This is a genomic window from Nocardioides sambongensis (assembly GCF_006494815.1).
In the GTDB taxonomy this organism is placed as follows: domain Bacteria; phylum Actinomycetota; class Actinomycetes; order Propionibacteriales; family Nocardioidaceae; genus Nocardioides; species Nocardioides sambongensis.
The window spans coordinates 3,478,558-3,504,318 of record NZ_CP041091.1 but is presented as its reverse complement, the minus strand read 5'-3'; the positions used below and the strand labels follow the sequence as shown (position 1 = coordinate 3,504,318).

Genomic DNA, 25,761 nt, shown 5'->3' with positions numbered 1-25,761 from the left:
CGTGGAGCGGGACCTGGACACCGCCTGGGAGCTCTTCGCGGCCCAGCCGACACATCCCGAGATCGCGGTACTCGCCGCACGGGTGATCGCGGCCCAGCCGGAGCGCAGCAGCGCGGCCCTCCTGCTCGGCAACCATCGCGAGCTGTGCGGCGACACCGACGAGGCCCGGCGGCTCTACCTCGACGTCGCCGGCCGCCGCGACGGGCAGTTCGTCAATGCCGCGCGGTCCCTGCGGCACCTGGCGAGCGTCGACCACGACCGCGGCGAGGCCCTGCACTGGGCCCAGGTCGTGCTGCGGGAGGAGCAGGAGGACTGGCGCGACTGGATGGAGCTGGGCGCCGCCCAGGCCACCGCCGGGCAGCACGAGGCCGGCTGGCAGCACCTCGACGACGCCGTGGCACGGTGCGCGCGGACGACGCCGGACGAGTTGCCCAGAGCCCTCGGGATGCGGGCGGTGTCGCTGCTGGAGACCTTCGCACCCGCCGACCGGTTCATCGCCGCCGCCGAGGAGGCGATCCGCGCCGACGCGGCGAACACCTCGGTCGCACTGATGCTCGGTTGGTCCTACCTCCTGCAATACCGCTTCACCGACGCCGAGGAGCTCGGGCTCCGGCTGCTGCGCGACGATCCGACCGACGAGCTGCTGCACAACCTGGTGCAGACCACGCGCAGCTTGACGAAGGCGATCGAGTCGGGCGAGGCCGACGGCTACACCCTGGACGACATCCGCCGTTCCGGCGTGATCGAGATGTCCTGGCAGCAGATCCGCGACCGGACGATCGGCATCGACCTGGCGTCCGCACTGGCCGCCCTGGAGGCCGCGGTCCCCGCCGACCTCCGCGCCAGCCTGCGCCCCGCGGCCTCGGTCACCGACCTCGCCGACCGGGAGCGGCTCGGCCCGGTGGTCGCGGAGGACCTGGTCTCCTGGCACGACGGTCAGCGGCCCGGCTCCGGACACCTGTGGGGGCTCGACGAGGGGTTCCGACTGATGACGGCGGCCGAGATGATCGCCTTCGACGCAGCGGTCGAGGAGGACCCCGCGGGCCATCCGGACTGGCCGGAGAACGAGCTCTGGGAACCCGTGATGACCGACGACCAGGGGGCCTACCTGGTGGTCGTCGGACACGGAGCACTCGTCAAGCGGCGTCCCGGACACCCCGACGAGCCCGTGGCCGCATCGATGGCCGACTGGATCTGGGACCGCGTCGCCGGGTTCGGCGGCCGGGACCCGCGACCGGCGCCGGCTCAGCTCGACGGTGCAGCAGAGGTCGAGCGACCTGCCGACAACGACCCGGAGACGGTCGCCGAGATCGATCGGCTCAGCCAGGCGGTCAGGTCGGCGCCCGAGGGCGACAGCACGGCGGAGGTGGCCCTCTGGCAGCAGGTGGCCGGGTTGCGGACCTGGTTCTTCATCGCCCGCGGACCGGACGACGAGCCGCGCCCGTTCGCCCTGGCGCTCGACCAGGGTCCGGTGATCTGCCTCTACAGCAGCGCCGCTCGGGCGAGGGAGGCGGCGCGGCTGCTGGACGCGGCGGGGGTCGAGGGTGGCCCGGTGCCGTTGCTCGGGGTGCCGATGCCGGAGGCAGTCGACTACGTCGCGTCGTTCGGTCGGTCCGGCGTCTTCGGCGTGGCCCTGGACCATCCGCACGCCGGCCACTACATCCCGCTGGCGAACCTCGGCATGGTCAAGGGCTGGGCCGACGGCTCGGCACGCTGAGCCGCGAACCCCCGGCGGACCCGAGGGTCCGCGCTACTGGACCTCGACGACGTCGATGAGGAACCAGAGGGTGGAGTTGCCCGGGATCGACGTACCGCTGCCCGCGGCGCCGTAGCCGTAGGCCGGCGGGATCTGCAGCAGGACCCGACTGCCGACCTTCACACCGGTGAGGCCGATCGTCCACCCGGGGATCAGGCCGCTGAGCGGAGAGGTGAGCGGCTCGCCGCGGGAGAAGCTCTCGTCGAACGGCGCGTCGGCGTCGTAGGTGGAGCCGAGGTAGTTGACGACGACGGTGTCGGAGTCCTTGACCGCTGCGCCGTCGCCCTCCTCGAGGACCACGCGCTGCACCGGGGTGTCGAGCTCGGGCTCCTCGATGCCGGAGAAGTCGAGTCCGGTCGGCGCTCCGCCCTCCTCGACGACCGACGGCTGGGTGCTGGGGTCGGCGTCGTGCGCCTTGTCGTCGGTCGGCTCCGGTGAGGTGGCCTGCTTCTCGATCAGGTCCCCCACGACCACCACGCTGTCCTCGGCGCCGATCCCCAGCGAGTTGCCCTCGACCTGATCGCCGAAGAGCGCCGTCGGGTCGGCGACCACGGCGACGCGGGAGCCGTAGGTCTGACCCTCGAACAGGGCGGTGAACGCCTCGGCGACCTGGGTGGGCTCGAAGGGGATCGCCTCGGGCGCACCGTTGTCGTAGTCGCTGTACAGCTCCTTCTGGGAGGTGCCGTTGCCGACCCAGAGGTAGACCATCACCGTGTCGCCCTCGGCGACCTCCTCGCCGTCCCCGGCGACCAACGTGGTGGTCGTGGTCTCCTCGGGCAGCGCGACGCTCTCGGCCCACTCGGCGCTGATGCCGTCACCCACCTCGCCGCTGAACGTGACCTCCGCCAGGCTCCCCTCACCGCTCGCCGGCGACGACTCCGAGCCGGTGTCGTCCTTCGCCGCGTCGGAGTCGGAGTCACCGCAAGCGGCGAGGGCGGTGGCGAGCACCGCGGCGGACAGCAGGGCGGTGGTACGGCGGAGACGTCGATGCACGGGTTCAGACCTTCTGGTTGGGGCGCGCGACGTCGGCCGCGCGGACGAGCGCGAGGCTACCGGGCGCACCTGTGCAGGGCCTGTGGCCGCCCGGGTCAGCCGGCCCCGACCAGCAGCAGCGTCGCTGCGAAGATCACCCCGGTGAAGAGCAGCACGATGCTGGTGTAGCCGAGGATGTCGCGCACCCGCAGACCCGCGACGGCCAGCAGCGGCACCGCCCAGAACGGCTGGATCATGTTCGTCCACTGGTCGCCGTACGCGATGGCCATGATCACCACGGGCTGGGAGACGTCGAGCGACTCGGCGGCGGTCGCGAAGATCGGGGCCTGCAGCGCGAACTGGCCACCGCCGGAGGGCACGAAAAGGTTGAGCAGGCCGGCCGACAAGAACGCGAACAGCCCGAGCGTGCCGGGCGTGGCGGCGTCGACGACCCAGTTGCTGAGCTCCTCGGCCAGTCCGGTGCTCATCATCGCCGCGATGCCGGCGTACAACGGGTATTGCAGGAGTACGTCGACGACGGTGCGCCCGCCACGCGCCACCAGACCCCCGAGCTGGCGGGCGTTGGCCACGATCAGCAGGATCAGGCAGAGGAAGGTCCAGTTGACGATGTCGAGGGTGAGGTCGAAGCCCTCGTCCATGAAGTAGATGACCAGGTAGAGCCCGAGCAGCACCCCGAGCACCGTGGTCACCAGTCGGGAGGTCTCCAGCCGGTCGGCCGGCGAGCCTGCCTCCTGAGCCACCGGCTCACTGCTGTCGCTCCCCGCGGAATCCTCCAGTGCCGCCGCCGGAGCCTCACGCACGGGATCGTTCGGACCGGGCGCCATCAGCGGCATGATCACCGCCAGCAGGACCAGCACCACGACGATCGCGACGATGTTCCACCAGGCGAAGATGGTGTCCGAGACCGGGATCGTGCCCATGTCCAGCGTGGTGGCGTAGACGCCGCTGTCGGTGGCCGCGTTGAGCGGCCCCGAGCCGGAGTAGCCCATGTGCCACACCACGAACCCGGAATACCCAGACGCCACCAGCAGCGGGTAGTGCAGTGGGATCCCGCGCTCCTTGAACCGGCGGGCGACCTCGACGGCCACCACCCCACCGACGATCAGCCCGAGCCCGAAGCTGAGCAACGAGGCCAGGCCCGCCACCACGGCGACGAACGCGTACGCCGCCCGCGGGCTGCGCGGGATGCCCGCGACCCTGGTCAGCAGCCGATGCACCGGAGGCAGGTTGGCGAGGGTGTAGCCGAGCAGCAGCACCAGCGCCACCTGCGTCATGAAGGCGAGCAGCCCGATCAGGCCGTCACCCCAGGCGCGGGTGAGGTCGCGCGGTCCGACGTCGGTGAAGATCAGCGACAGCGCCGCGACGACGAGCGTCAGCGCGACGGCGAAGACGAAGGCGCCGGGGAGCCACCGTTCGACGATCCTGCTCGCGGGTCCAGCGATCCTTCGCAGCATGCGTCCTCCCGAGATGGTGCTGAGTCCCGGTCACTCCACTGCATCGCGAAAGGTGCCGTCAAGGGTCTGCACTCGATCGGTGGGACCTGAGGCACCAGCTGACCGACGACCTCGTCGGTGAGGTGGTCGGCCAGCTCTGTCCACTCGTCCCGACGCGCCACCGCACCGGCAGGTACGGACAGCGGTGGGCGCCCACGTCGGCCCAGTCGGTGAACGGGGAGCGCAGTACGACGCCGGCCGTTGCCCGTGCGACCAGCACCGCCATCCCTCGGCCCGAGGAACGGGCAGGCTCCGGGACGAACCGGGCCTGGTGGCTCAGCCCGTCGGCGGTGCGCAGCGTGACGTCGGGTGCTCGACCGTCGCAGCTACCCCGCTCTGACGCGTCCGGTGTCATGGGCCCACATCGCGATCTCCACGCGGTTGCGGGCACCGAGCTTGGCCATCAACGCTGCGACGTGGGTCTTGGCGGTGCTCAGGCCGACGAACAGCTCGGTCGCGATCTCGGCGTTGGTCCTGCCGCGGGCCACCAGCACGAGTACCTCCTCCTCGCGCCGGGTGAGCGGTTCGCGGGGCTGCGCCGGCACCACCGGCGCCTGGTCGGCGAAGGTCGCCAGCAGACGGCGGGTGACGCTGGGGGCGATCAGCGCGTCCCCGTCGGCTGCCGCGTGGATGGCCTGGACCAGGAGCTCGGGCCCGGCGTCCTTGAGCAGGAAGCCTCGGGCGCCGGCGCGTAGGGCGCCGAGGACGTATTCATCGAGGTCGAAGGTGGTGATCACGACGACCGCCATCGGGTCCGTCACGTCCGGCCCGGCCAGGCGCCGCGTCACCTCGACGCCGTCGAGCCCGGGCATCCGGATGTCGACCAGGAGCACATCGGGTTGGAGCCGGGTCGCCAGGTCGAGCGCGGCGAGCCCGTCGGCGGCCTCCCCCACGACCTCGAGGTCGGGTTGAGCCCCGAGGATCATCACCAGTCCGGTCCGGACCAGGTCCTGGTCGTCGGCGACGACCACCCGGATGGTCATGCCGGCGCCTCCGCCGGCACGACCGCCTCGACCACCCAGCCGCCTTCGGGCGCCGGGCCCGCAGAGAGCGATCCGCCGAGGAGCTGGGCGCGTTCGACCATGCCCAGCAGGCCGAACCCAGGCTCGGGGGCTGGCCCTGACCGCGTCTGTCCGTCGTCGCTGACACGCAGCCTGACCGCGTGGCCCTCCCGGCGTACGTCGATCTGGACGCGGGTCGCGTTCCGCGCGTGCCGTACGGCGTTGGTCAGCGACTCCTGTGCGAGCCGGTAGAGCGCGGCGTCCACGGGTCGTGCCAGCCCGGTCAACGCACCGTCCAGCGAGACCTCGACGGTGGGTGTGGCGTCGGCGCGGGCCAGGGCTGGAAGGTCCGCGAGGCCCGGCTGCGGTGCGTAGGCGACGGCCTCCTCCTCGCGCAGCACCTGCACCATGGACCTCATCTCCTCGAGGGTGCGCGAGGCCTCTGACTCGATCGCGGCCAGGACCTCGACGGCCTTCTCGGGCTCGATTCCGGCGATCACTCCACCGGCCTGCGCCTGCACCGCGATCGCCGAGACGTGGTGGGCCACGGTGTCGTGGAGCTCGCGAGCCAGCCCCGCCCGCTCCTCGTTGCGGATCTCGCGCTGCTGGCGATGCCAGAGTTCTGCGCGGTAGCGGAACACCGCCGCAAGGGCGACGACCAACAACAGGAGCGCGCTCCCGCCGACGATATCGGCCCAGCCTGCGGAGGCGGCGTACATCCCCAGCGCGACGACGACCGTCACGAACGCCGTCCCCGCGACCATCTCCCGGCCCGAGCCCCACCGCACCAGGGAGTAGAGCAGGACCAGGACGGCCATCATGGAGTTGAGGCCGAGCTCCTCGGCGTGCATCGTCAACTGCAGGACGGTGAGCAGCCCGGCGACGCCCCACCCGACAAGGACTGCCCCCAGGGGGCGAACCCGCCGCCAGAGCAAGGCAGGCACCAGCGCCAGGGCGAGCACCGTCACCAGGGGGCGCCAGTCCACACCCGGTCGTGCGAGTGCCTCGGCCACGGCGGCGGCCACGAACACGCCCACCAGCAGCCAGTCGATCCGACCGATGGGCGGCGCGTCAGCAGGGCGCGGCTCTCTCCAGAGGGAGCGCCTGACGGTGACCACGGCTCCAGCCTAGGGATCGGCGCGCTCCGGCGTACCCGCCGAAAGGACGAGAGAGCGGCCGTGCCATCGGCCAGGTGAACCCCGGCCTCCGGACCGATGCACCCCACCGCCGGGCTCGGTGATCGTGGACCCACTCGTCCTCACCACAGCAACGGAGCCCCATGATGCGAACACGCCACCACACGACCACTCTGGACGACCGGCCGATCCCGGTGGGAGCCAAGCTCGCCGCAGCGTGGACTGGCGTCATGTTCCTGTACGCCTACGTGGACATCATCGCCTTCTTCAAGCCCGGCGTCGTCGACGGCATCCTCGCCGGCAGGGTCTGGGAGTTCGACGTCACCCAGACGCTGTTGACCACCTTCCTCGCGCTCATGGCGATCCCGATCTTCATGGTCGTGCTGTCGACGACGCTGCCCGCCCGGGCGAACCGCATCACGAACCTGATCGTGGCGTCGGTCCAGATCCCCTACGCGGCGTTCAACGTGGTGGGCGAGTCCTGGACGTACTACTACGGACTCGGGGTGGTCCTGGAAGTGGCCCTCCTCGTCCTCATCCTCCGCTACGCCTGGACGTGGCCCCGCGCCACACCGGCGACGACCACTGCGGTCCCTGCGGAGCCGGCGACCAGGGTCGTCACCACGCCTCCTGGGGTCTGATGCGGCCGAGATCGTGTGCGACCGCGCCGCCGCCGAGCACAAGCATCCGATCCGGGAGGCCGCCGAGGTCCCACACCGTGGCGGATGTCAGGAGCGCACCGCCCGAGCAAAAGGCAACCGGGCGACCGTCGACCTCAGCCGAGCGTGGAGCGTTGAAGCGCACCGTTCCCTGCGCGACGAAGTCGACGTGGACCTCGGCGACCTCTACCCCCACCGGGCCGCGTTGCGGCGTCGCCGAGAGTCGACCGAACGGTAGACCGGGCACTCGCCGGAGAGCGCGTCGTACCACCGCACGCCACGGCGGTAGCGCCACGACCGTCTCTGGGTTGCGGCTACCCCGTCAGCATGCCGTACGTCGCGGACTCGAGGTCTCTCCGGCGTCAGGACCCATAGCCCGCACTCCGAGACTGAAGTTCCTTCAGTTTGAAACGTTCGATTTCAGGTTCAGCGCTCGTCTGCAGCAGCAGCACGATCAGTGGGCCATGTCGACGAACCGGCTGTAGTGACCCTGGAACGCCACCACGATGTCGCGGGTCGCGCCGTTGCGGTGCTTGGCGACGATCAGGTCGGCCTCCCCGGGGCGGGTCGACTCCTTCTCGTAGACGTCGTCGCGGTGCAGCAGGACGACCATGTCGGCGTCCTGCTCGATCGAGTTGTGCAGGGCGATCCCGTTGGCCACGAAGTTGTGCACGCCGAGGACGGTGGCATCGTAGACGGGCTGCTCACCTGCGGGCTCGATGGCGGTGATGCTGTCCCAGTAGACGTCGTTGGTGGCGGTGATCTCGAGGGCCGCGTCGTCGAGGACGGTCGCAACCTGGGCGAGCCTCTCGCGACTGGGCGCGTGCTTCCACATCGATGATCCGCAGAACTGCGTGCCCATGGCGGCGGCGAACTCGCGGTGCGTCATGCCCTTGGCTGTCAGGACCCCGCGTACCTGGTCCCAGACCTCGACGGGCACGGTGTCGCTGTTGGTGTTGGGAAGGACGTCGCGGATCTCTGCCGCCACTCGCTCCGCTGCGAGTCCGCGGGCGCCGTGGACGCCGATCTCGTCCAGGAAACGGAGCTGGTTCTCCACCCCGTAGATGTGGAGGTGATAGCTGTCGCGGTAACCCTCCTTCCGGATCCGCTTGATCCGCGTGAAGACGTTGAACCGCCCGAGCAACCGCGCCACGTCATCGATGAGACGCCGGCTGGTCGAGGCGTAGTAGATCCGCCCGATTCGCCGCTTCTCGTCGTAGTGCACACACCCATCGGTAGCCCACAGGTGCCGCACGAACAGTCCCACCTGCTCCTTGGGCAGCCCGAAGACCCAGTCCGGCACGAACTTCTCGTGCGACCGGAGCCCGAAGAGACCGTCCTCGTCCAACCAGGCGGCGATCGGATTCCGTCGCCCGCGCGCCAGTCGGAACGGCGCTGGGAGCCGTAGGGTCGTCACCCGCGCGGCGGCATAGTCGTCGCGGACAGCCGTGATGCCGAACCGTCGTGCGGCGGCCGCCGCCACCGCGGACAGGTTGTCCTCGTCGATGCTCGCATAGCGGATCGGCTGTCGCCGGACGAACGAACCGTCGCCGAGTAGATGTGCCAGCAGGGTGATCTCGTCCTCGTCACGCGGGACGATCTCCATCGGCGGCGGCACATGCCGGATCGAGCCCACCCGGCTGCCGACCTCGAGCTCGGCGAGCGGCATCCAACCGTCGTAGGTGAGGAACGGGTGGTTGCCAGTGGCGCTCACGCGCCGGCCGGAGGCCAGGGTCACGTCGAAAACCTGCTTGGTGCCACTCGGGAACGCGTGCGTCAGGGTGCGCGGCACGAGTTTGAGGCGGTCGTCGAGCGCCCACACCGGCACGTCCCGCGCGCCGGACTCGAGCAGGTTCCCCAGCGAGATCTCGGCGTTCGTGTCGGCCCGCAGGAGTCGGGTGTCCGCGGTGAGGCAGCCGGACTCGCGGAGGTCGCTGGTCATCGGACGCTTGTCGGAACGCTGCTCCGGGCCACGGTTGAGCTGGGAGAGCGCGATGATCGGGACCTCGAGCTCCTTGGCCAGCAGCTTGATCTGGCGGGAGAACTCCGAGACCTCGATCTGACGGGACTCGACCTTCTTCCCCGAGGTCATCAGCTGGAGGTAGTCGAGCACGATCAGCTTGAGGTCGTGCTTCTGCTTCAACCGGCGCGCCTTCGCGCGGATCTCGGTCATCGTCATGTTCGGCGAGTCGTCGATGAACATCGGCGCGGCCGACACCTTGGACACGTGGCGCGCCAGGCGCTCCCACTCCTCGGTGGTCATCTTGCCGTTGCGGATGTGGTTCAGCGGGATCCGCGCCTCTGCGGAGAGCAGTCGCATGGTGATCTCGGTGCGCGTCATCTCCAGGCTGAAGAAGACGCTGGCCAGGTTGTTGTGGATCGAGGCGGCGCGGCAGAAGTCGAGGGCCAGCGTGGACTTGCCGACCGCGGGGCGCGCCGCGACGATGATCATCTGGCCGGAGTGGAAGCCGTTGGTCAGCTCGTCGAGGTCGGCGAAGCCGGTGGGCACGCCGTAGATGCCCTGCTCGCGGTTCTCGATCGCCTCGATCTCGTCGAGGACGCCGTCCATGATGTCGCTCAGCGGCGCGAAGTCCTCGGCCTTGCGGCGGTCGGTGACCTGGTAGACCTCGGCCTGGGCCTGGTTGACGATGCCGTCGACCTCGCCCTCGCCGGCGTAGGAGAGCTGCACGATCTTGGTGCCGGCGTCGACCAGCCGCCGGAGGATCGCCTTCTCCCGGACGATCTCGGCGTAGAACCCGGCGTTGGCGGCGATCGGGACGTTGGCGGCCAGCGTGTGCAGGTACGGCGCGCCGCCGATCCGCTGCAGCTCGCCCCGGCGCTGGAGCTCGCCGGCGACGGTGACCATGTCGGCGGGCTCTCCGCGACCGTAGAGGTCGAGGATCGCGTCGTGGATCTGCTCGTGGGCCGGCCGGTAGTAGTCGACGCCCCGCAGCACCTCGACGACATCGGCGATGGCGTCCTTGGAGATCATCATCGCGCCGAGGACGGACTGCTCCGCCGCCATGTCCTGGGGTGGGGTGCGGTCACCGGGGCGCTGCGGCGCCTCGCCCGGCGCGTAGGCCGCCGGGCCGTCGCCGAAGTCCTCGGGAGGTTCGTCGGTCCAGGGCCGAGACCCCGTCTCCGTGACGCTCACGCGACCTCGTCTTCCCGCCCGCGAGGGGCATCTGCTGGACTGTGCGCGCCGACCCGGCCGGTACGGTCCTGCGCCGATCGGGAGGGCTTCTCCGGGGTGATGCTTCCCGGAGGGTCCGACCGATCTCCGTCGCAGAAACTACGGGCTGGACGAGGCGGACGAAAGGACGTTATCCACAAGCCTTGGGGATAACTGGTGGACGGTCGTGGACGACACGCCATGTCGGTGTGCACGGCCTGGGGACAGATCTGTGGAGAGATGGCGCCAAGACTCCGAGAAGGGGCCGATGACCTGCATGAACGCGTTCCCTCGTCTGTGGAACCAGAAATTCCGACCAGGAAATGTAGTGTGACCTTGTTCACTTTCCGTTGGTCCAGCCTCCGGTCGGACGTCATCACCGGGACCTCGTCCCGCCTCGGGTATCCACAGAGTGACGAAAGTTATCCACGGGGCCTTCCCGGACCCCGTGCCGACCGTCGGCGAGCAGCGTGAAGCGCGCCGCGTTCCGCCGTACCGAGCGGCAGCGCAGCGAGGACCGGGAGATCGCGCGGATCGCGATCCCGGCCTTCCTCGCCCTGGTCGCCGAGCCGCTCTTCCTGCTCGGCGACGCCGCCGTCGTCGGCCACCTCGGCACCCGTGAGCTGGCCGGACTCGGCATCGCCGCCACCGTCCTGCAGACAGCCGTCGGCCTCTGCGTCTTCCTCGCCTACGGGACCACGGCCGGTGTCGCCCGGCAGCTCGGCGCCGGGCGGTTGGCAGCCGCCCTCGGGCAGGGGGTGGACGGACTGTGGCTGGCGGTGGCGATCGGGATCCCGACCACGGCGGTCGTCGGCCTCGGCGCCGCACCGCTGGTCGGCGTGTTCGGTGCATCGCCGGCGGTCGCGGACCCGGCGGTCGAGTACCTGCAGGTCGCCGCGCTCGGGATCACGCCGCTGCTGCTGATGCTCGCCGCGACGGGGGTGCTCCGGGGCCTCCAGGACACCCGGACCCCGCTGGTCGTCGCCATCGCCGGCAACGGCGTCAACCTGGTCCTCAACGTGGTGCTGGTCTACGGCCTCGGACCACTGCCGCGGATGGGCATCGCCGGCTCGGCGCTCGGCTCGGTGCTCGCCCAGCTCGCGTCGGCGGCGGTGCTGGTGCTGATCGTGTCCCGCGCCGCGCAGCGGGAGGGCACCTCGCTGCGCCCGCGTCGTACCGGGATCGCGGCGGCGGGCCGGGCCGGCGTACCACTGTTGGTGCGCACGCTGACGCTGCGGGCCTCCCTGCTGGTCACCACCTACGCCGTGGTGCTCGGCACCGGCGACGCGGCCGGGGGTGACGACGCGGTGCCGATCGCCACCCACCAGCTCGCAATGACGCTGTGGGGTTTCCTCGCCTTCGTGCTGGACGCCATCGCGATCGCTGCGCAGGCGATCACCGGGCGCTACCTGGGTGCCGGGGACGTCGCCGGCACCCGCGCGGTGACCACGCGCATGGTGTGGTGGGGGGTGATCAGCGGCATCGGCACCGGGGTCGGCCTGGCGGTCGTCGCGCCACTCCTGGGGCCGCTGTTCACCTCGGATGCCGGCGTCCACGACGCGCTCGTCCCGGTGCTGCTGATCGCAGCACTCGGCCAACCCGTCGCCGGCGTCGTCTTCGTCCTCGACGGCGTGCTGATCGGGGCCGGGGACGGCCGCTACCTGGCATGGGCCGGGCTGGTCGTGCTCGCCGCCTACGCCCCTGCGGTGCTGCTCGCCGCCGCCCTCGGCTCCGGTCTCCCGCTGCTGTGGCTCGTCTTCGTCACGGTGTTCATGGGCGGACGCTTCGTGACGCTGCTGCGCCGGTCGCGGGGAGAGGCGTGGATGGTCACCGGCGCAGGGAGTGGTGGCTGAGCGCTGGCGTGGGTGTGGGCGGCGCTGTGTGCGGCGCGGCCGGCAGGGGCGGGCGGGACCGCCGAGAGGTCGCTCGGGGCCAGGCGAGAGGTCGGGCGGGGCCAGGCGAGAGGTCGGGCGGGGCCAGGCAAGAGGTCGGGCGGGGACACGCCAGGGTCGATCCGTGGCGAGTCGGTCGGCTGGCGATCGAAGCCCGGGTGGTCGGTCGTTCGTGGTCCGCGACGGGGGGTTGTCGGCCGAAACCCGCACGACACGCCGAGGCTGGTCGGCGTGTCGTGCGGGTTTCACCGGCTGACCGGGGAAACCCGCACCCCCGGGCAAAAGCAGCGGCGGCCGGCCCCGTGAGGGACCGGCCGCCGCCGTACTGCTGAGCTGCGCCTGGGTCAGGCGGGGATCACGTTGAGCGCGACCGCCGCGGAGACCTCGTCGTGCAGACGCACGGACACCGCGTGGGAGCCGAGCGACTTGATCGGCTGGCCGACGACGATGGTCCGCTTGTCGACGGCCTCGCCGGTCAGCTCGGTGATCGCCGACGCGATGTCGGCCACCGTGACGGCGCCGAACAGGCGACCGCCCTGGCCCGCCTTGACCTTGACGTCCACCGGAGTCTGCTCCAGCTTGGTCTTGATCTCGGCGGCGTGGCTCTCGTCGCGGACCGCGCGGGCGGCGCGGGCCTTCTTGATCGCGTCCGCCTCGGCCTGCGCGCCGCGGCTCCACCGGATGGCGAAGCCCTGCGGGAGCAGGTAGTTGCGGCCGTAGCCCGACTTCACCTCGACGATGTCGCCGGCGGAACCGAGCCCCTCGACCTCCTGGGTGAGGATGATCTTCATGTCAGTTCTCTCCTTCTCTACCGCTGCTCAGCGACCGCTGGAGGTGTAGGGCAGCAGCGCGACCTCACGGGCGTTCTTCACCGCGATCGCGATGTCCCGCTGGTGCTGGACGCAGTTGCCGGTCACCCGACGGGCGCGGATCTTGCCGCGGTCGGAGATGAACTTCTTCAGCAGGCCGGTGTCCTTGTAATCGACACCGGTCGCCTTCTCCTTGCAGAACTGGCAAACCTTCTTCTTCGGCTTGCGGACGACTGCCTTCGCCATTGTGGTGCTCCTCCTCAGAGCCCGGCCGCCTCAGTCACGAGCGACCGGAATGGTGGTGATGAATATTCAGGTGGTGACACGGAATGGTCCGCGCACCGGGTTGATCCTCAGAACGGGGGTTCGTCGCTGCCGACACCGGGCGCGCCCCAGGGGTCGTTGGCACGGCTGCCGCCGCTGTTGCCACCGCCGCTGTTGCCGCCACCCTGGCTGCCCCACGGGTCGTTGGCCGGCTGGCCACCGCCCGAGGGCTGACCGCCGCCGTAGCCGCCGCCACCGCCGGCTCCACCGCCGCCGTTGTAGCCGCCGCCACCGCCGGAGCGCTGGGCACGGGCCACCTTGGCGGTCGCGTAGCGCAGCGACGGGCCGACCTCTTCGACGTCGATCTCGAACGCAGTGCGCTTCTCACCCTCGCGGGTCTCGTACTGCCGGGACTTCAACCGTCCCTGCACCACGACGCGCATCCCCTTCTGCAGCGACTCGGCCACGTTCTCGGCCATCTGCCGCCAGGCAGCGCAGGAGAGGAACAGCGCTTCGCCGTCCTTCCACTCGTTGCTCTGGCGGTCGAAGGTGCGGGGCGTGGACGCGATCCGGAAGTTCGCCACGGCCGCACCCGACGGGGTGAAGCGCAGCTCCGGGTCGTCGACCAGGTTGCCGACGACGGTGATGACGGTCTCGCCTGCCATTTTCTCTCCTCAGATGCCGGTCAGTCGCCTGACACGTGCCGGGGTCGCTGAAGCTTGCGTTCGCACCATCGTGTCCGAGACCTCCGACAAGCAACAGCGTCGGTCCACAGGCACGAGGTGCCGAGCCACGTCAGGAGACGGGGCGCAGCACCTTGGTACGGAGGATCGCCTCGTTCAGGCCGAGCTGACGGTCGAACTCGTCGACCGTCGCGGGCTCTGCGGTGAGGGTGATGACGGCGTAGATGCCTTCGGCGTTCTTCTTGATCTCGTAAGCGAGACGCCGGCGGCCCCACACGTCCACGTTGTCGACGGTGCCACCGTCGTTGCGGATCACGTTGAGGTACTTGTCGAGCGACGGCTGAACGGTGCGCTCGTCGAGGCTCGGGTCGAGGATGACCATGACTTCATAAGCACGCAAAGCGGTCTCCACCTCCTCTGGACTCAGGCGGCCACGGACTTTCCGTGGCAGGAGGGCTTTGCCATGCGCCCACCTCGGTGGCGGACGCGACGGGTCAGGCTATCAATCCGGTACGACGCCCGCCCAATCGTCGTTCCGGCCCCACCTGCCCCGGCCCGGCGCCCCGGGCCCCGGACGCCACCGCCGGACGCCACCCCCGGACGCCACCCCCGGACGCCGCCCCCGGGGTCGGCGAGCCCGCGGCCGTTCAGCGTCGGCCCCCACACCTACGCTGGCGCCATGACCTCGTTGCGCATCGGAGCCCATGTCGACCAGACCGACCCGATCGCCGAGGCGTCCGCCCGACGGGCGCCGCTGGTGCAGTTCTTCCTGGGCAACCCGCAGTCCTACAAGGGGCCGGTGCTGGCCTACGAGGCCGGGCCGGAGGCGCTCAGGGCCGAGGCCGAGGCGGCCGGCGTCGACCTCTACGTGCACGCGCCGTACCTGATCAACGTGGCGACCACGAACAACCGGCAGCGGATCCCGAGCCGCAAGCTGCTGCAGCAGCACATGGACGCGGCGGCCGAGATCGGCGCCAAGGGGCTGATCGTGCACGGCGGCCACGTCACCGACGAGGACGACCCGGCCAAGGGCTTCGACAACTGGCGCAAGGCGATCGAGGCGACCGACATCAAGGTGCCGCTGCTGATCGAGAACACCGCCGGCGGCACCAACGCGATGACCCGCTACCTGGATCGGATCGCGGGCGTCTGGGACGCGATCAGCAGCGCCGAGGGGTCCGACCGGGTCGGCTTCTGCCTCGACACCTGCCACGCCCACGCCGGCGGCAACGCCCTGGAGACCGTGGTCGAGGACGTCCGCCGGATCACCGGCCGGATCGACCTGGTGCACGCCAACGACAGCCGCGACGCCTTCGACTCCGGTGCCGACCGGCACGCCAACTTCGGGTCCGGGCAGATCGACCCCGACCTGCTCGCCCAGGTGATCCGCGACGCCGACGCCCCGGTGATCTGCGAGACGCCCGGAGGCGCCGACGAGCACGTCACCGACTTCGACTGGCTGCGCGAGCGCCTCTGACCGCGGCCGCCGGACCGACCGATAGCCTCGTGACCATGTCGACCGAGCGCCCGCTGACCCTGCGCCCGATCACCGACGACGAGCACCGCGCCTACCTGGCCAGCCTGCCGGGGGCGAGCTTCCTGCAGACCCCGGGCTGGGCCCGGGTGAAGCCGGAGTGGCGCAGCGAGTCGGTGGGCTGGTTCGGCCCCGACGGCATCCAGTACGGCGCCGCGCTGGTGCTGCACCGGCAGCTGCCGAAGATCGGGCGGAGCCTGGCCTACCTGCCCGAGGGTCCGGTGATCGACTGGACCGACGACCGGCTGGCCGACTGGCTCGACCCGCTCACCACCCACCTGCGCCGGCAGGGGGCGTTCGCGGTCCGGATCGGCCCGCCGGTGGTGGTCCGCCGGTGGAGCGCGGCGCAGGTCAAGGAAGGCATCGCCGACGACGGGGTGCGCCTGCTCAGCCAGGTGCCGCCGGCCGAGCGCTCGGCGGTCGGCGCCCGCGTGCTCAGCCAGCTCGACGAGCTCGGCTGGCGCCACCAGGGCGTCGAGGGTGGCTTCGCCGCCGGTCAGCCCGCCTTCGTCTTCCAGGTCCCACTGCGCACCACCGACGAGGCCGGCGAGGAACGTCCCCGCACCGAGGACGAGGTCCTCAAGGGGATGAACCAGCTGTGGCGGCGCAACATCAAGAAGGCGGTCAAGTCCGGCGTGGAGGTGACCCGGGTGGCCACCGGCACCCCGGAGATGACCGCGGCGCTCGCCGAGTTCCACGCCCTCTACGTGCACACCGCCCGGCGCGACCACTTCACCCCGCGGCCGGCGTCGTACTTCACCACCATGGCCGAGGCCCTGGGCGCCGACGACACCGACCGTTTCACGCTCTGGCTGGCTCGGCACGAGGACGATCTGGTGGCCGCCACCATCGCGATCCGGGTCGGCGAGCACGCCTGGTACTCCTACGGCGCGTCCTCCACCGACAAGCGCGAGGTGCGCGGCTCCAACGCGGTGCAGTGGGCGATGATGCGCGACGCGCTGGAGCGCGGGGCGGCCGTCTACGACCTGCGCGGGATCACCGAGACCCTGAACAGCGAGGACCCGCACGTGGGCCTGATCCAGTTCAAGGTCGGCACCGGCGGCGAGGCGGTCGAGTACGCCGGCGAGTGGGACCTCCCGCTCAACCGGGTGCTCTACAAGGCGTTCGACCTCTACATGAAGCGGCGGGGGTGAGGGGCCGGTGAGTGAGCCGAGCGAGCGCACCGGACGACACAGCGCCCCTGGTGCCTCCCGGGCGCCCGGAGCGAAGCGAGCACGTCCATGAGCCTCACCCTGACCGTCGACGGACCCCGCTGGCGGGCCCACCTCGAGGCGGTGGCCTCCGCCAACCCCGGCCTGGTGCCGGTGGCCAAGGGCAACGGCTACGGCTTCGGCCTCGGCCGGCTCGCCCGCAGGGCGCAGTGGCTGCGCGACCGCGGCCACGACGTCCCGGCGCTGGCCGTGGGCACCTACGAGGAGCTCGACCAGGTCGCCACCCGGTGGTCCGGCGACCTGCTCGTGCTGACCCCGTGGCGACCCTGGGTCGCCCTGCCCGGCCCCACCTTCGGCAAGCGCCTGATCCACACCGTCAGCCGGCTCGAGGACCTGCGTGCCCTGCTCGCCGCCGACCCGCGCGCCCGGATCGTGGTCGAGCACGTCACCAGCATGCGGCGGCACGGGATGACCGCCCGCGAGCTGTGGGAGGCCGGCGAGCTGCTCCGCAAGCACCCCGGCGCCCGCGTCGAGGGGCTCGCGCTGCACCTTCCGCTGGCCGCAGGCGGCCACTACAGCGAGGTCAGCCGACTGATCACCGACGCGGTGGGCGCCGACGTCGCCGACCTCTCCACGATCTGGGTCTCCCACCTCACCGGCGCCGAGCTGACCCGCCTGCGCAGCGAGTACGGCGACTTCGCCGTCCGCCCCCGGATCGGCACCGAACTCTGGCTCGGTGACCGCGGGGCGCTGACCGTCGCCGCCACCGTGATCGACGTGCACCCGGTCGCCCGCGGCGAGCACTTCGGCTACCGGGGGCGCAGCGCCCCGAAGGACGGGCACCTGCTGATCGTCTCCGGCGGCACCGCCCACGGGATCGGTCTGGAGGCCCCGACCGGGGAGCACTCGCTGCGTGCCCGGGCGGCGACGATCGCCCGCGGCGGCCTGGACGCGGCGGGCTTCGTGCGCTCGCCGTACTCGATCGACGGCAAGCAGCGCCTCTTCGCGGAGCCGCCGCACATGCAGGCCTCGATGCTGTTCCTGCCCGCGGGCGCGCGCGTGCCCGCGGTGGGCGACCCGATCGACGTGCGGGTCCGCTACACCGCGACCGCGTTCGACCGGGTCGACATCACCGACTGAGGCTCTCCGCCGTCGTTCGCGGACGGTGTCCGCCGGCGAACGACGGCACCGGCACCTCCGCCTTGACCGGGTCGTGTGCGGGTCGGTACATGTCCCGGACGATCACCCCGGCCAGGTAGAGCTCGCCGAGCACCCGCACCAGGATCGCCAGCCAGTAGAACCCGGCGTCGCCGCCGCCGGCCGGGTCGAGGTAGCCCCCGAGGTACCACCAGACCGAGCAGAAGTAGAAGATCTCGCAGCCCTGCCAGATCAGCTGGTCGCGCCACCGGGGCCGGGCCAGCACCGCCAGCGGCAGCAGCCACAACACGTACTGCGGCGAGTAGACCTTGTTGACCAGCAGGAAGCCGACCACGATCAGGAAGCCGAGCTGGGCCAGGCGCGGCGACTCCGGTGCTCGCAGGCCGAGCAGGAGCACCCCCAGGCACCAGGCCCCGAAGAGGTACCACGACCAGTCGTTGATGGTGGACGGCGCGAACCCGATGTCGCCGGCCTGGTCGGCCAGCAGCCAGAGCGACCCCAGGTCGCTGCCCCGGTCGGCGTTGAAGCTCCAGAACACCTTCCACTGCTCGGGGCCGGACAGGTAGGCGGGCAGGTTCACCACCACCCAGCTGGCCGCGGCGGCACCGACGGTGACCGCGAGCTCGCGCCAACGGCGACCCCGCCAGCAGAGGATCAGGATGCCGCCGAGCAGGAAGAGCGGATAGAGCTTCGCGGCGGTGCCGAGCCCGATCATCACCCCGGTCAGGACCGGTCTCTCCCGCGACCAGGCCCACAGCGCTCCGGCCACGAAGGCGACCGAGAGCAGGTCCCAGTTGATCAGCCCGGTGAGCAGCAGCGCCGGGGAGAGGGCGAAGGCCGCCGCGTCCCACGGCCGGTCCCGGTGGGTGGTGGCCAGCAGCCACACCGAGAGCAGTGCGAGCACCGCGAATCCGAGCGCGTTGACCAGCAGGAACCGGGTGACCTCCGTGCTCACCGACTCCAGCCCCCACAGCTCGTCGACCGGGAGCCGGTAGCGCTCCGAGAGATCCGGGAGGCCGTCGATCGCCTGCGTCACCCAAGCCGTCCCCAGGCCCAGTAGGCGATCCCGACCGGATACTCCATGACCTCGTAGCGGTCGCGGGTCTGCTCGTCGTCGGAGTAGGGCCACGCCCGCTCGGCCAGCCCGCGGCCGACGTACAGCGGGCGCAGGTCGGTGTAGCACATGTGGGAGTAGGTCCAGTCCTGGTCCTTCCCCTCGGCCACCGAGCACGGCGCCTTCTGCAGCATCCCGAGGGAGAAGACCACCGCGGTGAGCAGCAGCAGCACCCGGACCGGGGTCCACCAGCGATGCCGCGTGGCACGCTCACCCATCGGGCCGCCCACCGACTCGCTCATCGCGCGGACGACCGGATCCTCCCGGCTCGGGTGTGCGGTCACCTGCCAGGCCCGCTCCTGCGTTGCCGCCCGCGACGGCCGGTGCGATGACTGCGGCGGCCGACCCGTTCACGTTGCGCCGTGGCCCCGCGACGGCCGAAGAACCCGCCGCCGCTGCCGCCGCCCGGAGGGGACGAGCTCTCGTCCGGCGGCGTGCTCTGGCTGGTCGGGTCGTCGGTGGGATCCGTCGGCTCCGGCTCCTGGGTCGTCGGCTCCTTCGACGGCTCCGGCTCCTTGGTCGTCGGCTCCTTCGACGGCTCCGGCTCCTTGGTGGTCGGCTTCTTCGACGGCTGCGGCTTCTTCGACGGGGGCGGCGTGTAGGTGGGCAGCGGCTCGTGACCGTCGATCGGCGCGTCTCCGTCGACGTAGACCGGCTCCGGCAGGTCCTCCACCGGCTCGCCCTCCAGGGCACGGTTCATCACCGCGACCCAGGTGTCGGCGGGGTAGCCACCGCCGAAGTAGGACGGCAGCCAGTCCTTGAGCTGCTCGTTGCCCTGGCCCCGCACGTACATCACCGTGGTGGCCAGCTGCGGGGTGAAGCCGGCGAACCAGGCCGAGGAGACCTCGCCCGCGCCGTTGGTGGCGGTGCCCGTCTTGGCGCCGGCGGGCCGGTTGATGCCCGCCGCCTTGTACGCCGTACCGCCGTCGGCCTCGACGGTCTCCTGCAGCGCGTAGGAGACGTCGGCGGCGATGTCCTCGCTGACCGCGCGGTGGTTGGTCACCTGGTGCTCGTAGCGGACCACGCCGTCACGGTCGACGACCTTCTCGATGACGTAGGCGTCGGCCGCGACGCCGCCGTTGGCGATCGTGGCGTAGCCGTTGGCCATGTTGATAGGGCTGACCGTCTGGGAGCCGAGCGAGACCCGGGCGTTCGGGTCGAGGCCGGGGCTGGTGGTCGGGATGCCGTAGGGGTCGGACGCCTCCTCCTTCGGGGGACGCCCATCGCGTTGGCCATGTCGATGATCTGCTGCGGCCCGTCGCCGCCCATCTCCAGGGTCATGTCGACGTAGGCGGTGTTCACCGAGTGCTCGGTGGCGGTGACCATGGTGATCGCGGACCCGTAGTCCTCGTCTCCCTGGTTCTCCACGTACTCCCCGTCCGGGGTCTCGTACGGGGAGTTCCCGTCGAAGGTGTCCTTCAGCGAGTAGCCGGCCTTGATCCCGGCGGCGAGCGCGAACGGCTTGAACGTGGATCCGGCCTGGCCGCCGGCCACCGCCCAGTTGAGCTGGGACTCGAGGTAGTCCTGGCCGGCGTACATGCCGCGGACCGCGCCGGTGCCCGGCTCGACCGAGGCGACGCCGACGTGCAGCTGCTTGTCGGAGAACCCCTCGGGGCGGGCCTCGGCCACGCCCTCCTCGGCGGCGCGCATGGCCTTCGGGGTGAAGGTGGTGGTCACCTCGAGGCCGCCGCCGGTGATCTCCTGCTCGTCGAAGCCGAGGTCGAGCAGCTGCTGCCGGACCAGCGAGAGCACGTGGCCCTTCTGGCCGCCGTACTGGTCCTCGGAGGAGGTCTTCGGGAACTTCGGCAGCTTGCGGGAGGCCTTCTCGTAGACGCTGTCGGAGATGTTGCCCATCTCGTGCATGCCGTCGAGGGTGTAGGCGTAGCGCCCCTTGAGCCGCTCGCGGGCGTCCTTGCCGTTGGCCGGGTCGAAGCCGGTGGGGTTGTTCAGGATCGCGGCGAGCGCCGCCGACTGGCGCACGGTGAGGTCCTTGGCGTCCCGCCCGAAGTAGGCCTGGGAGGCGGCCTGGATGCCGTAGGCGCCGCGCCCGAAGTAGATGGTGTTGAGGTAGCCCTCCAGCACCTCCTCCTTCGAGTACTGGTTCTGGATCTTCAGGGAGAGGACCGCTTCCTTGATCTTCCGCTTCCAGGTGCGGTCCTGGGTCAGGTAGAGGATCTTCACGTACTGCTGGGTGATCGTGGACGCGCCCTGCGTCGAGTTGCCCTGGGCGTTGCTGAAGGCGGCACGCAGGATGCCGCGGGGGTCGATCCCCTCGTCGGTCCAGAAGGTGCGGTTCTCGGCCGCGACCACGGCGTTCTTGATCGAGTCCGGCATCTCGTCGTAGTCGATGGCGTCGCGGCGCTGGATCGCGAACTGCCCGATGTCGGTCTCGCCGTCGGAGTAGTAGACGTGCGTGGTCTCGGTGAGGAACTCCGAGTTCGCCTCCGGGATGTCGATCGTCTTGTAGGCGTAGACGAACGCGCCGATGCCGATCAGGGCGAGCACGAGCCCGAGGATGAGGCCCCACTTGAGGGTGGTCCGCAGCCGGGTCTTCCAGGTCTTGGGCGCAGCCTTCTTGGTGCTGCGTCGGGAGCTGCGCGAGCTGCCGCTCGCTGCGCCCGCCTTCCGCTTGCCTTGGGTCACGTCCTCACTCATTCGTGCTGGGGATCGGTACGGCGCCGACTCCCCCCGCCGAACGCCGCAGATCAGGGTACGGGCCAGTAGGTAGGGCTCCCTCATCGTGAACCGCGGGTGTCGTGCGGCCGACGGCCCGGCGACCACGTCCGCGACTTCCGACCCATCGAGAGTTCACGTTCGCGGGATATATCGGTACGATAGGTCGCATGGCACGTCGTGGAGAGACCATCGAGCTGGCAGTCCTCGGGCTGCTGCACGAGGGTCCGATGCACGGCTACGAGCTGCGCAAGCGGCTGAACCTGATGCTCGGCTGGGGCCGCCTGCTCTCCTACGGCTCCCTCTACCCGGCGCTGAAGAAGATGCTGCGCGGCAGCCTGATCGCCGAGGTCGCTCCCGACCAGGTGCCCGGCGTCGCGTCGCGTCGTCAGCGGATCGTCTACCAGTTGACCGACAAGGGCGCCGCCGAGTTCGAGCGGCTGATGTCCGAGGTCGGGCCCACCGCCTGGGAGGACGACAACTTCGACATCCGCTTCCGCTTCTTCTCCTCCACCGACATGGAGATCCGTCTCCGGGTCCTGGAGGGTCGCCGCTCCCGACTGCAGGAGCGGCTGGACCGCGTCCAGCGTGAGCTGGCGATGACCCAGAAGGAGGTCGACCGCTACGCCGCCGAGCTGCAACGGCACGGCGTCGAGTCGGTCGAGCGGGAGGTCCGCTGGCTCTCGGACCTGATCAACGCAGAACGAGGGGCGCGTACCGACACGCCGCCCCCTCCCCCGTCCCCGGCACCGTCGCCGGCGGGCAACGACTGACCACAGACGACGACGTGACCGGCGCACACCGCCGGTGACCTCACCACCGCGAGGAGACCCCTCGCACCGGACGGGCCCTTGCCGTCCACGACCACGACAGGAAGGACTCCCATGGGTTCGGTTCGAGTAGCGATCGCCGGCGTGGGCAACTGCGCGACGTCCCTGATCCAGGGCGTGCACTACTACCGGGACGCAGACCCGGCCAGCAGCGTGCCCGGTCTGATGCACGTCCAGTTCGGCGACTACCACGTGAGCGACGTGCAGTTCGTCGCCGCGTTCGACGTCGACGACAAGAAGGTCGGCAAGGACCTCTCGGAGGCGATCAACGCCAGCGAGAACAACACCATCCAGATCGCCGACGTGCCCACCCTCGGCATCGAGGTGCAGCGCGGCCCGACGCTGGACGGCCTGGGCAAGTACTACCGGGCCACCATCGAGGAGTCCGCGGCCGAGCCGGTCGACGTGGTCCAGGTGCTCAAGGACGCCGAGGTCGACGTCCTCGTCTCCTACCTCCCGGTGGGATCCGAGGAGGCCGACAAGTTCTACGCGCAGTGCGCGATCGACGCGGGCGTCGCCTTCGTCAACGCCCTGCCGGTCTTCATCGCCTCCGACCCCGAGTGGGCCGCCAAGTTCGAGGCCGCCGGCGTCCCGATCGTCGGTGACGACATCAAGTCGCAGGTCGGCGCCACCATCACCCACCGCGTGATGGCGAAGCTGTTCGAGGACCGCGGCGTCGCGCTGGACCGCACCTACCAGCTCAACGTCGGCGGCAACATGGACTTCAAGAACATGCTCGAGCGCGAGCGCCTGGAGTCCAAGAAGGTCTCCAAGACCCAGGCCGTCACCTCGAACCTGAACGGCTCGCTGGCCGGCAAGATCGACGACAAGAACGTCCACATCGGACCGTCGGACTACGTCGCCTGGCTCGACGACCGCAAGTGGGCCTACGTCCGCCTCGAGGGCCGCGCCTTCGGTGACGTCCCGCTGAACCTGGAGTACAAGCTCGAGGTCTGGGACTCCCCGAACTCGGCCGGCATCATCATCGACGCCGTCCGCGCCGCCAAGATCGCCAAGGACCGCGGCCACGGCGGCCCGATCCTCCCGGCCTCGGCCTACCTGATGAAGTCCCCGCCGGTGCAGATGGAGGACACCGAGGGTCGCGCCGAGCTCGAGGCGTTCATCAGGGGCGAGTGACTCAGTACGTGTCCGGTCGACCGGCCTCCGGTTGACCCAGTACGGCGAAGGGCCGGTCTCCCCCACGGGGAGGCCGGCCCTTCGGCATGACCCCGGGAGCCGGGGACTCAGACGGCGGTGGTCCGGATGCCCCTCAGCCCTCTGCCTCGCGCTTGATCCGCTCCAGGGTCTGCCGCATCCCGGTGCGCAGCCCGGCGGTGAACTTCTCCTGGCCGCCCAGCACGTGCTTGGTCAGGTTCATCGAGAGCGAGGAGATGCCGTCGGGGGTCTCCCGGCGCTGGGTCACCCGGGTGCCGGTCGCGGTGGGCTCGAGGGCGAAGGACCAGATGGTCTTGTTCTCCGCGATCCGGAAGGCGAAGTCGCCCGGGGTCGCGTCGGTGGGCGGGGAGAAGCGGACGATCTTGCCCTTGGTGGGCCAGACCAGCAGCTTCTGCCGGTTGATGTTGGAGAACTTCGCGCCCTGCTTCACGACGCCGCCCTTCACCGTGGAGCGGACCACCTGGGGGCTCCACTGCGCCATCCGCGGGACGTCGGTGACCAGCGCCCAGACCTTGGCCGGCGGGGCGTCGATCTCGATGGAGTCCTCGAGGAGCTTCTCGTACGTGTCCGTCATGCCGCGGAACATACTGCGAGTACGCCGTCGGCGGAAGGGACGTCCACCCGGGCCAACCCGGCCGGCTAGCCGCGCTCGGCCCACCAGCCCCGCAGTGCCGCGGTCGCGTCCTCGGTGCTCATCGGGCCGTTGTCCAGGCGCAGCTCGAGCAGGAACTTGTACGCCTCGCCGACCTCGCGGCCGGGGCCGATGCCCAGGATCTCCATGATCTGGTTGCCGTCGAGGTCCGGGCGCAGCGAGGCCAGCTCCTCCTCGGCCTCGAGCCGCTCGATCCGCGCCTCGAGGTCGTCGTAGGTGCGGGCCAGCCGCTGCGCCTTCCGCCGGTTGCGGGTGGTGCAGTCGGCGCGGGTCAGCACGTGCAGCCGGGCGAGCTGGTCACCGGCGTCGCGGACGTAGCGGCGCACCGCGGAGTCGGTCCACTCGCCGGTGCCGTAGCCGTGGAACCGCAGGTGCAGCTCGACCAGCGAGCAGACCGCGTCGGTGACGTCGTTGGAGAAGCGCAGCGCACGCATCCGCTTGCGGGTCAGCTTGGCGCCGACCACGTCGTGGTGGTGGAAGGTGACCGTGCCGTCGTCGAGGAACCGTCGCGTCTTCGGCTTGCCGACGTCGTGCATCAGCGCGGCGAACCGGGAGACGAAGTCGGGGCCGCCGTCCTCGCCGAGTCGGGCCTCGAGGTCGATCGACTGCTCCAGCACGGTGAGGGTGTGGTCGTAGACGTCCTTGTGCCGGTGGTGCTCGTCGCGCTCCAGCTTGAGCGCGGGCAGCTCCGGGAGGACCCGGTCGGCCAGCCCGGTCTCCACCAGCAGCTCGAGGCCGAGCCGCGGCTGCGGGGCGGAGATCAGCTTCACCAGCTCGTCGCGCACCCGCTCGGCGGAGATGATCTCGATCCGGTCCGCCATCGCGGTCATCGCGGCGACCACCTCGGGAGCGACGGTGAAGCCGAGCTGCGCTGCGAACCGGGCCGCCCGCATCATCCGCAGCGGGTCGTCGGAGAAGGAGTCCTCGGGGCGACCGGGGGTGCGCAGGACGCCGGTGGCCAGGTCGACGACGCCGCCGAACGGGTCCTCGAGCTCGCGCCCGGGCACCTTCACCGCCATCGCGTTGACCGTGAAGTCGCGCCGGCCCAGGTCGCCGGCCAGGCTGTCGCCGTACTCGACGTCGGGCTTGCGGCTGTCCGGGTCGTAGGCCTCGGACCGGTACGTCGTCACCTCGACCACCCACTCGCCCAGCCGGGCGCCGATGGTGCCGAAGTCGCGCCCCATGTCCCACCACGCGTCGCCCCACGCGCGGAGGATCCGCTCGCTCACCTCCGGGCGCGCCGAGGTGGTGAAGTCGAGGTCGTTGGAACGGCGGCCGAGCATCGCGTCGCGCACCGGGCCGCCGACCAGGTGGAGCTCGTGCCCGGCGGCGGCGAACCGCTCGCCGAGCTCGTCGACGACCGGCGCGATCCGGTCCAGCTCGGCGGTCACCGCGGCCTGCACGTCGACCACCCGCCGTGCGTCGCCGCCGGCGTCGGGGGTCCCGGCGGGTCCGGTCGGCGGGGCATCGGTGCGGTCGGTCACGGCGCAGAAGTCTAGGGCGTGCCGGGCCGCATCCGGTCCTCGCCGGGGTGCGTGCGGCGCAGGGCGCAGCGCGACCTCGGCCCCGGCTGCCTCGCCCCTCACCCCCGGAC

General features: G+C 70.8%; 22 protein-coding genes and 1 pseudogene. 8 read left to right on the top strand and 15 right to left on the bottom strand.

Annotated elements, in window-relative coordinates:
- Position 1: 1 nt before the first annotated feature.
- Positions 2-1,717, top strand: coding sequence for a tetratricopeptide repeat protein (locus FIV43_RS21645; RefSeq protein WP_196780848.1), 1,716 nt, complete (start codon positions 2-4; stop codon positions 1,715-1,717).
- A gap of 33 nt (positions 1,718-1,750) precedes the next feature.
- On the opposite strand, the gene FIV43_RS16385 is transcribed toward FIV43_RS21645, so the two are convergent.
- From FIV43_RS16385 to FIV43_RS16370, 4 genes are all read right to left on the bottom strand, one after another.
- Positions 1,751-2,749 carry an FKBP-type peptidyl-prolyl cis-trans isomerase gene (locus FIV43_RS16385; RefSeq protein ID WP_141014985.1) on the bottom strand — a complete coding sequence of 333 codons (999 nt, stop codon included), beginning with the start codon at positions 2,747-2,749 and terminating at the stop codon, positions 1,751-1,753.
- A gap of 95 nt (positions 2,750-2,844) precedes the next feature.
- The gene (locus FIV43_RS16380; RefSeq protein ID WP_141014984.1) at positions 2,845-4,203 is read right to left on the bottom strand and encodes a short-chain fatty acid transporter; all 1,359 of its coding nucleotides are present in this window, start codon (positions 4,201-4,203) and stop codon (positions 2,845-2,847) included.
- 365 nt (positions 4,204-4,568) lie between these two features.
- The gene (locus tag FIV43_RS16375; RefSeq protein ID WP_141014983.1) at positions 4,569-5,225 is read right to left on the bottom strand and encodes a response regulator; all 657 of its coding nucleotides are present in this window, start codon (positions 5,223-5,225) and stop codon (positions 4,569-4,571) included.
- Positions 5,222-6,361 (bottom strand): sensor histidine kinase, encoded by a 1,140-nt coding sequence (locus FIV43_RS16370; RefSeq protein WP_141014982.1) that lies wholly within the window; start codon positions 6,359-6,361, stop codon positions 5,222-5,224. Before FIV43_RS16370 ends, FIV43_RS16375 begins: the two co-directional genes overlap by 4 nt.
- A 161-nt stretch (positions 6,362-6,522) precedes the next feature.
- On the opposite strand from FIV43_RS16370, the gene FIV43_RS16365 reads away from it, so the two are divergent.
- The gene (locus FIV43_RS16365) at positions 6,523-7,020 is read left to right on the top strand and encodes a DUF6326 family protein (protein ID WP_331251029.1); all 498 of its coding nucleotides are present in this window, start codon (positions 6,523-6,525) and stop codon (positions 7,018-7,020) included.
- A 472-nt stretch (positions 7,021-7,492) separates the two neighbouring features.
- On the opposite strand, the gene FIV43_RS16360 is transcribed toward FIV43_RS16365, so the two are convergent.
- Positions 7,493-10,063, bottom strand: a complete 2,571-nt coding sequence (locus FIV43_RS16360; RefSeq protein ID WP_196781118.1) for a replicative DNA helicase — start codon at positions 10,061-10,063, stop codon at positions 7,493-7,495.
- Positions 10,064-10,680: 617 nt separating this feature from the next.
- Here FIV43_RS16360 and FIV43_RS16355 point away from each other — a divergent pair.
- Complete coding sequence (locus tag FIV43_RS16355; protein ID WP_141014980.1) at positions 10,681-12,063, top strand: MATE family efflux transporter; 1,383 nt, start codon at positions 10,681-10,683, stop codon at positions 12,061-12,063.
- Between the two features lie 383 nt (positions 12,064-12,446).
- On the opposite strand, the gene rplI is transcribed toward FIV43_RS16355, so the two are convergent.
- The 4 genes from rplI to rpsF all read right to left on the bottom strand — a co-directional run bounded on the left by rplI (position 12,447) and on the right by rpsF (position 14,258).
- Positions 12,447-12,893 (bottom strand): 50S ribosomal protein L9, encoded by a 447-nt coding sequence (gene rplI, locus FIV43_RS16350; RefSeq protein WP_141014979.1) that lies wholly within the window; start codon positions 12,891-12,893, stop codon positions 12,447-12,449.
- A 27-nt stretch (positions 12,894-12,920) separates the two neighbouring features.
- A complete protein-coding gene (gene rpsR, locus FIV43_RS16345; protein ID WP_141014978.1) occupies positions 12,921-13,157 on the bottom strand; it encodes a 30S ribosomal protein S18 in 237 nt (78 codons plus the stop codon).
- Between the two features lie 107 nt (positions 13,158-13,264).
- On the bottom strand, positions 13,265-13,840 hold the full coding sequence (locus FIV43_RS16340) for a single-stranded DNA-binding protein (RefSeq protein ID WP_141014977.1): 576 nt from the start codon (positions 13,838-13,840) through the stop codon (positions 13,265-13,267).
- A gap of 130 nt (positions 13,841-13,970) precedes the next feature.
- Entirely contained in the window at positions 13,971-14,258 is a 288-nt protein-coding gene (rpsF, locus tag FIV43_RS16335; protein WP_141016016.1) for a 30S ribosomal protein S6, read from the bottom strand.
- Between the two features lie 279 nt (positions 14,259-14,537).
- Between rpsF and FIV43_RS16330 the strand changes: the two genes are divergently transcribed.
- From FIV43_RS16330 to FIV43_RS16320, 3 genes are all read left to right on the top strand, one after another.
- Entirely contained in the window at positions 14,538-15,335 is a 798-nt protein-coding gene (locus FIV43_RS16330; protein WP_141014976.1) for a deoxyribonuclease IV, read from the top strand.
- 35 nt (positions 15,336-15,370) lie between these two features.
- On the top strand, positions 15,371-16,546 hold the full coding sequence (locus FIV43_RS16325) for a lipid II:glycine glycyltransferase FemX (RefSeq protein ID WP_141014975.1): 1,176 nt from the start codon (positions 15,371-15,373) through the stop codon (positions 16,544-16,546).
- An 87-nt stretch (positions 16,547-16,633) separates the two neighbouring features.
- Complete coding sequence (locus FIV43_RS16320) at positions 16,634-17,704, top strand: alanine racemase (RefSeq protein WP_141014974.1); 1,071 nt, start codon at positions 16,634-16,636, stop codon at positions 17,702-17,704.
- Here the strand turns inward: FIV43_RS16320 and FIV43_RS16315 are convergent.
- The 4 genes and pseudogenes from FIV43_RS16315 to FIV43_RS23260 form a co-directional block, all read right to left on the bottom strand.
- On the bottom strand, positions 17,694-18,758 hold the full coding sequence (locus FIV43_RS16315) for a glycosyltransferase family 87 protein (protein WP_231123462.1): 1,065 nt from the start codon (positions 18,756-18,758) through the stop codon (positions 17,694-17,696). The genes FIV43_RS16320 and FIV43_RS16315 overlap by 11 nt on opposite strands.
- Positions 18,755-19,120: a hypothetical protein gene (locus tag FIV43_RS22700; RefSeq protein ID WP_231123461.1), complete on the bottom strand. Its 366-nt coding sequence runs from the start codon at positions 19,118-19,120 to the stop codon at positions 18,755-18,757. The genes FIV43_RS16315 and FIV43_RS22700 overlap by 4 nt, the downstream gene beginning before the upstream one ends.
- Positions 19,117-20,019: a penicillin-binding transpeptidase domain-containing protein gene (locus tag FIV43_RS23265; RefSeq protein WP_269204085.1), complete on the bottom strand. Its 903-nt coding sequence runs from the start codon at positions 20,017-20,019 to the stop codon at positions 19,117-19,119. The genes FIV43_RS22700 and FIV43_RS23265 overlap by 4 nt, the downstream gene beginning before the upstream one ends.
- A 134-nt stretch (positions 20,020-20,153) precedes the next feature.
- Positions 20,154-21,170 (bottom strand): annotated as a pseudogene (locus FIV43_RS23260) (transglycosylase domain-containing protein); the annotation flags it as partial.
- Between the two features lie 509 nt (positions 21,171-21,679).
- On the opposite strand from FIV43_RS23260, the gene FIV43_RS16295 reads away from it, so the two are divergent.
- Positions 21,680-22,282: a PadR family transcriptional regulator gene (locus FIV43_RS16295; RefSeq protein ID WP_141014971.1), complete on the top strand. Its 603-nt coding sequence runs from the start codon at positions 21,680-21,682 to the stop codon at positions 22,280-22,282.
- A gap of 111 nt (positions 22,283-22,393) precedes the next feature.
- Positions 22,394-23,476, top strand: a complete 1,083-nt coding sequence (locus FIV43_RS16290) for an inositol-3-phosphate synthase (RefSeq protein ID WP_141014970.1) — start codon at positions 22,394-22,396, stop codon at positions 23,474-23,476.
- 133 nt (positions 23,477-23,609) lie between these two features.
- Here the strand turns inward: FIV43_RS16290 and FIV43_RS16285 are convergent, their stop codons facing one another.
- Positions 23,610-24,089: an SRPBCC family protein gene (locus tag FIV43_RS16285; protein WP_141014969.1), complete on the bottom strand. Its 480-nt coding sequence runs from the start codon at positions 24,087-24,089 to the stop codon at positions 23,610-23,612.
- Positions 24,090-24,154: 65 nt separating this feature from the next.
- Positions 24,155-25,579, bottom strand: a complete 1,425-nt coding sequence (locus FIV43_RS16280; protein WP_141016015.1) for a CCA tRNA nucleotidyltransferase — start codon at positions 25,577-25,579, stop codon at positions 24,155-24,157.
- Positions 25,580-25,761: the final 182 nt, after the last annotated feature.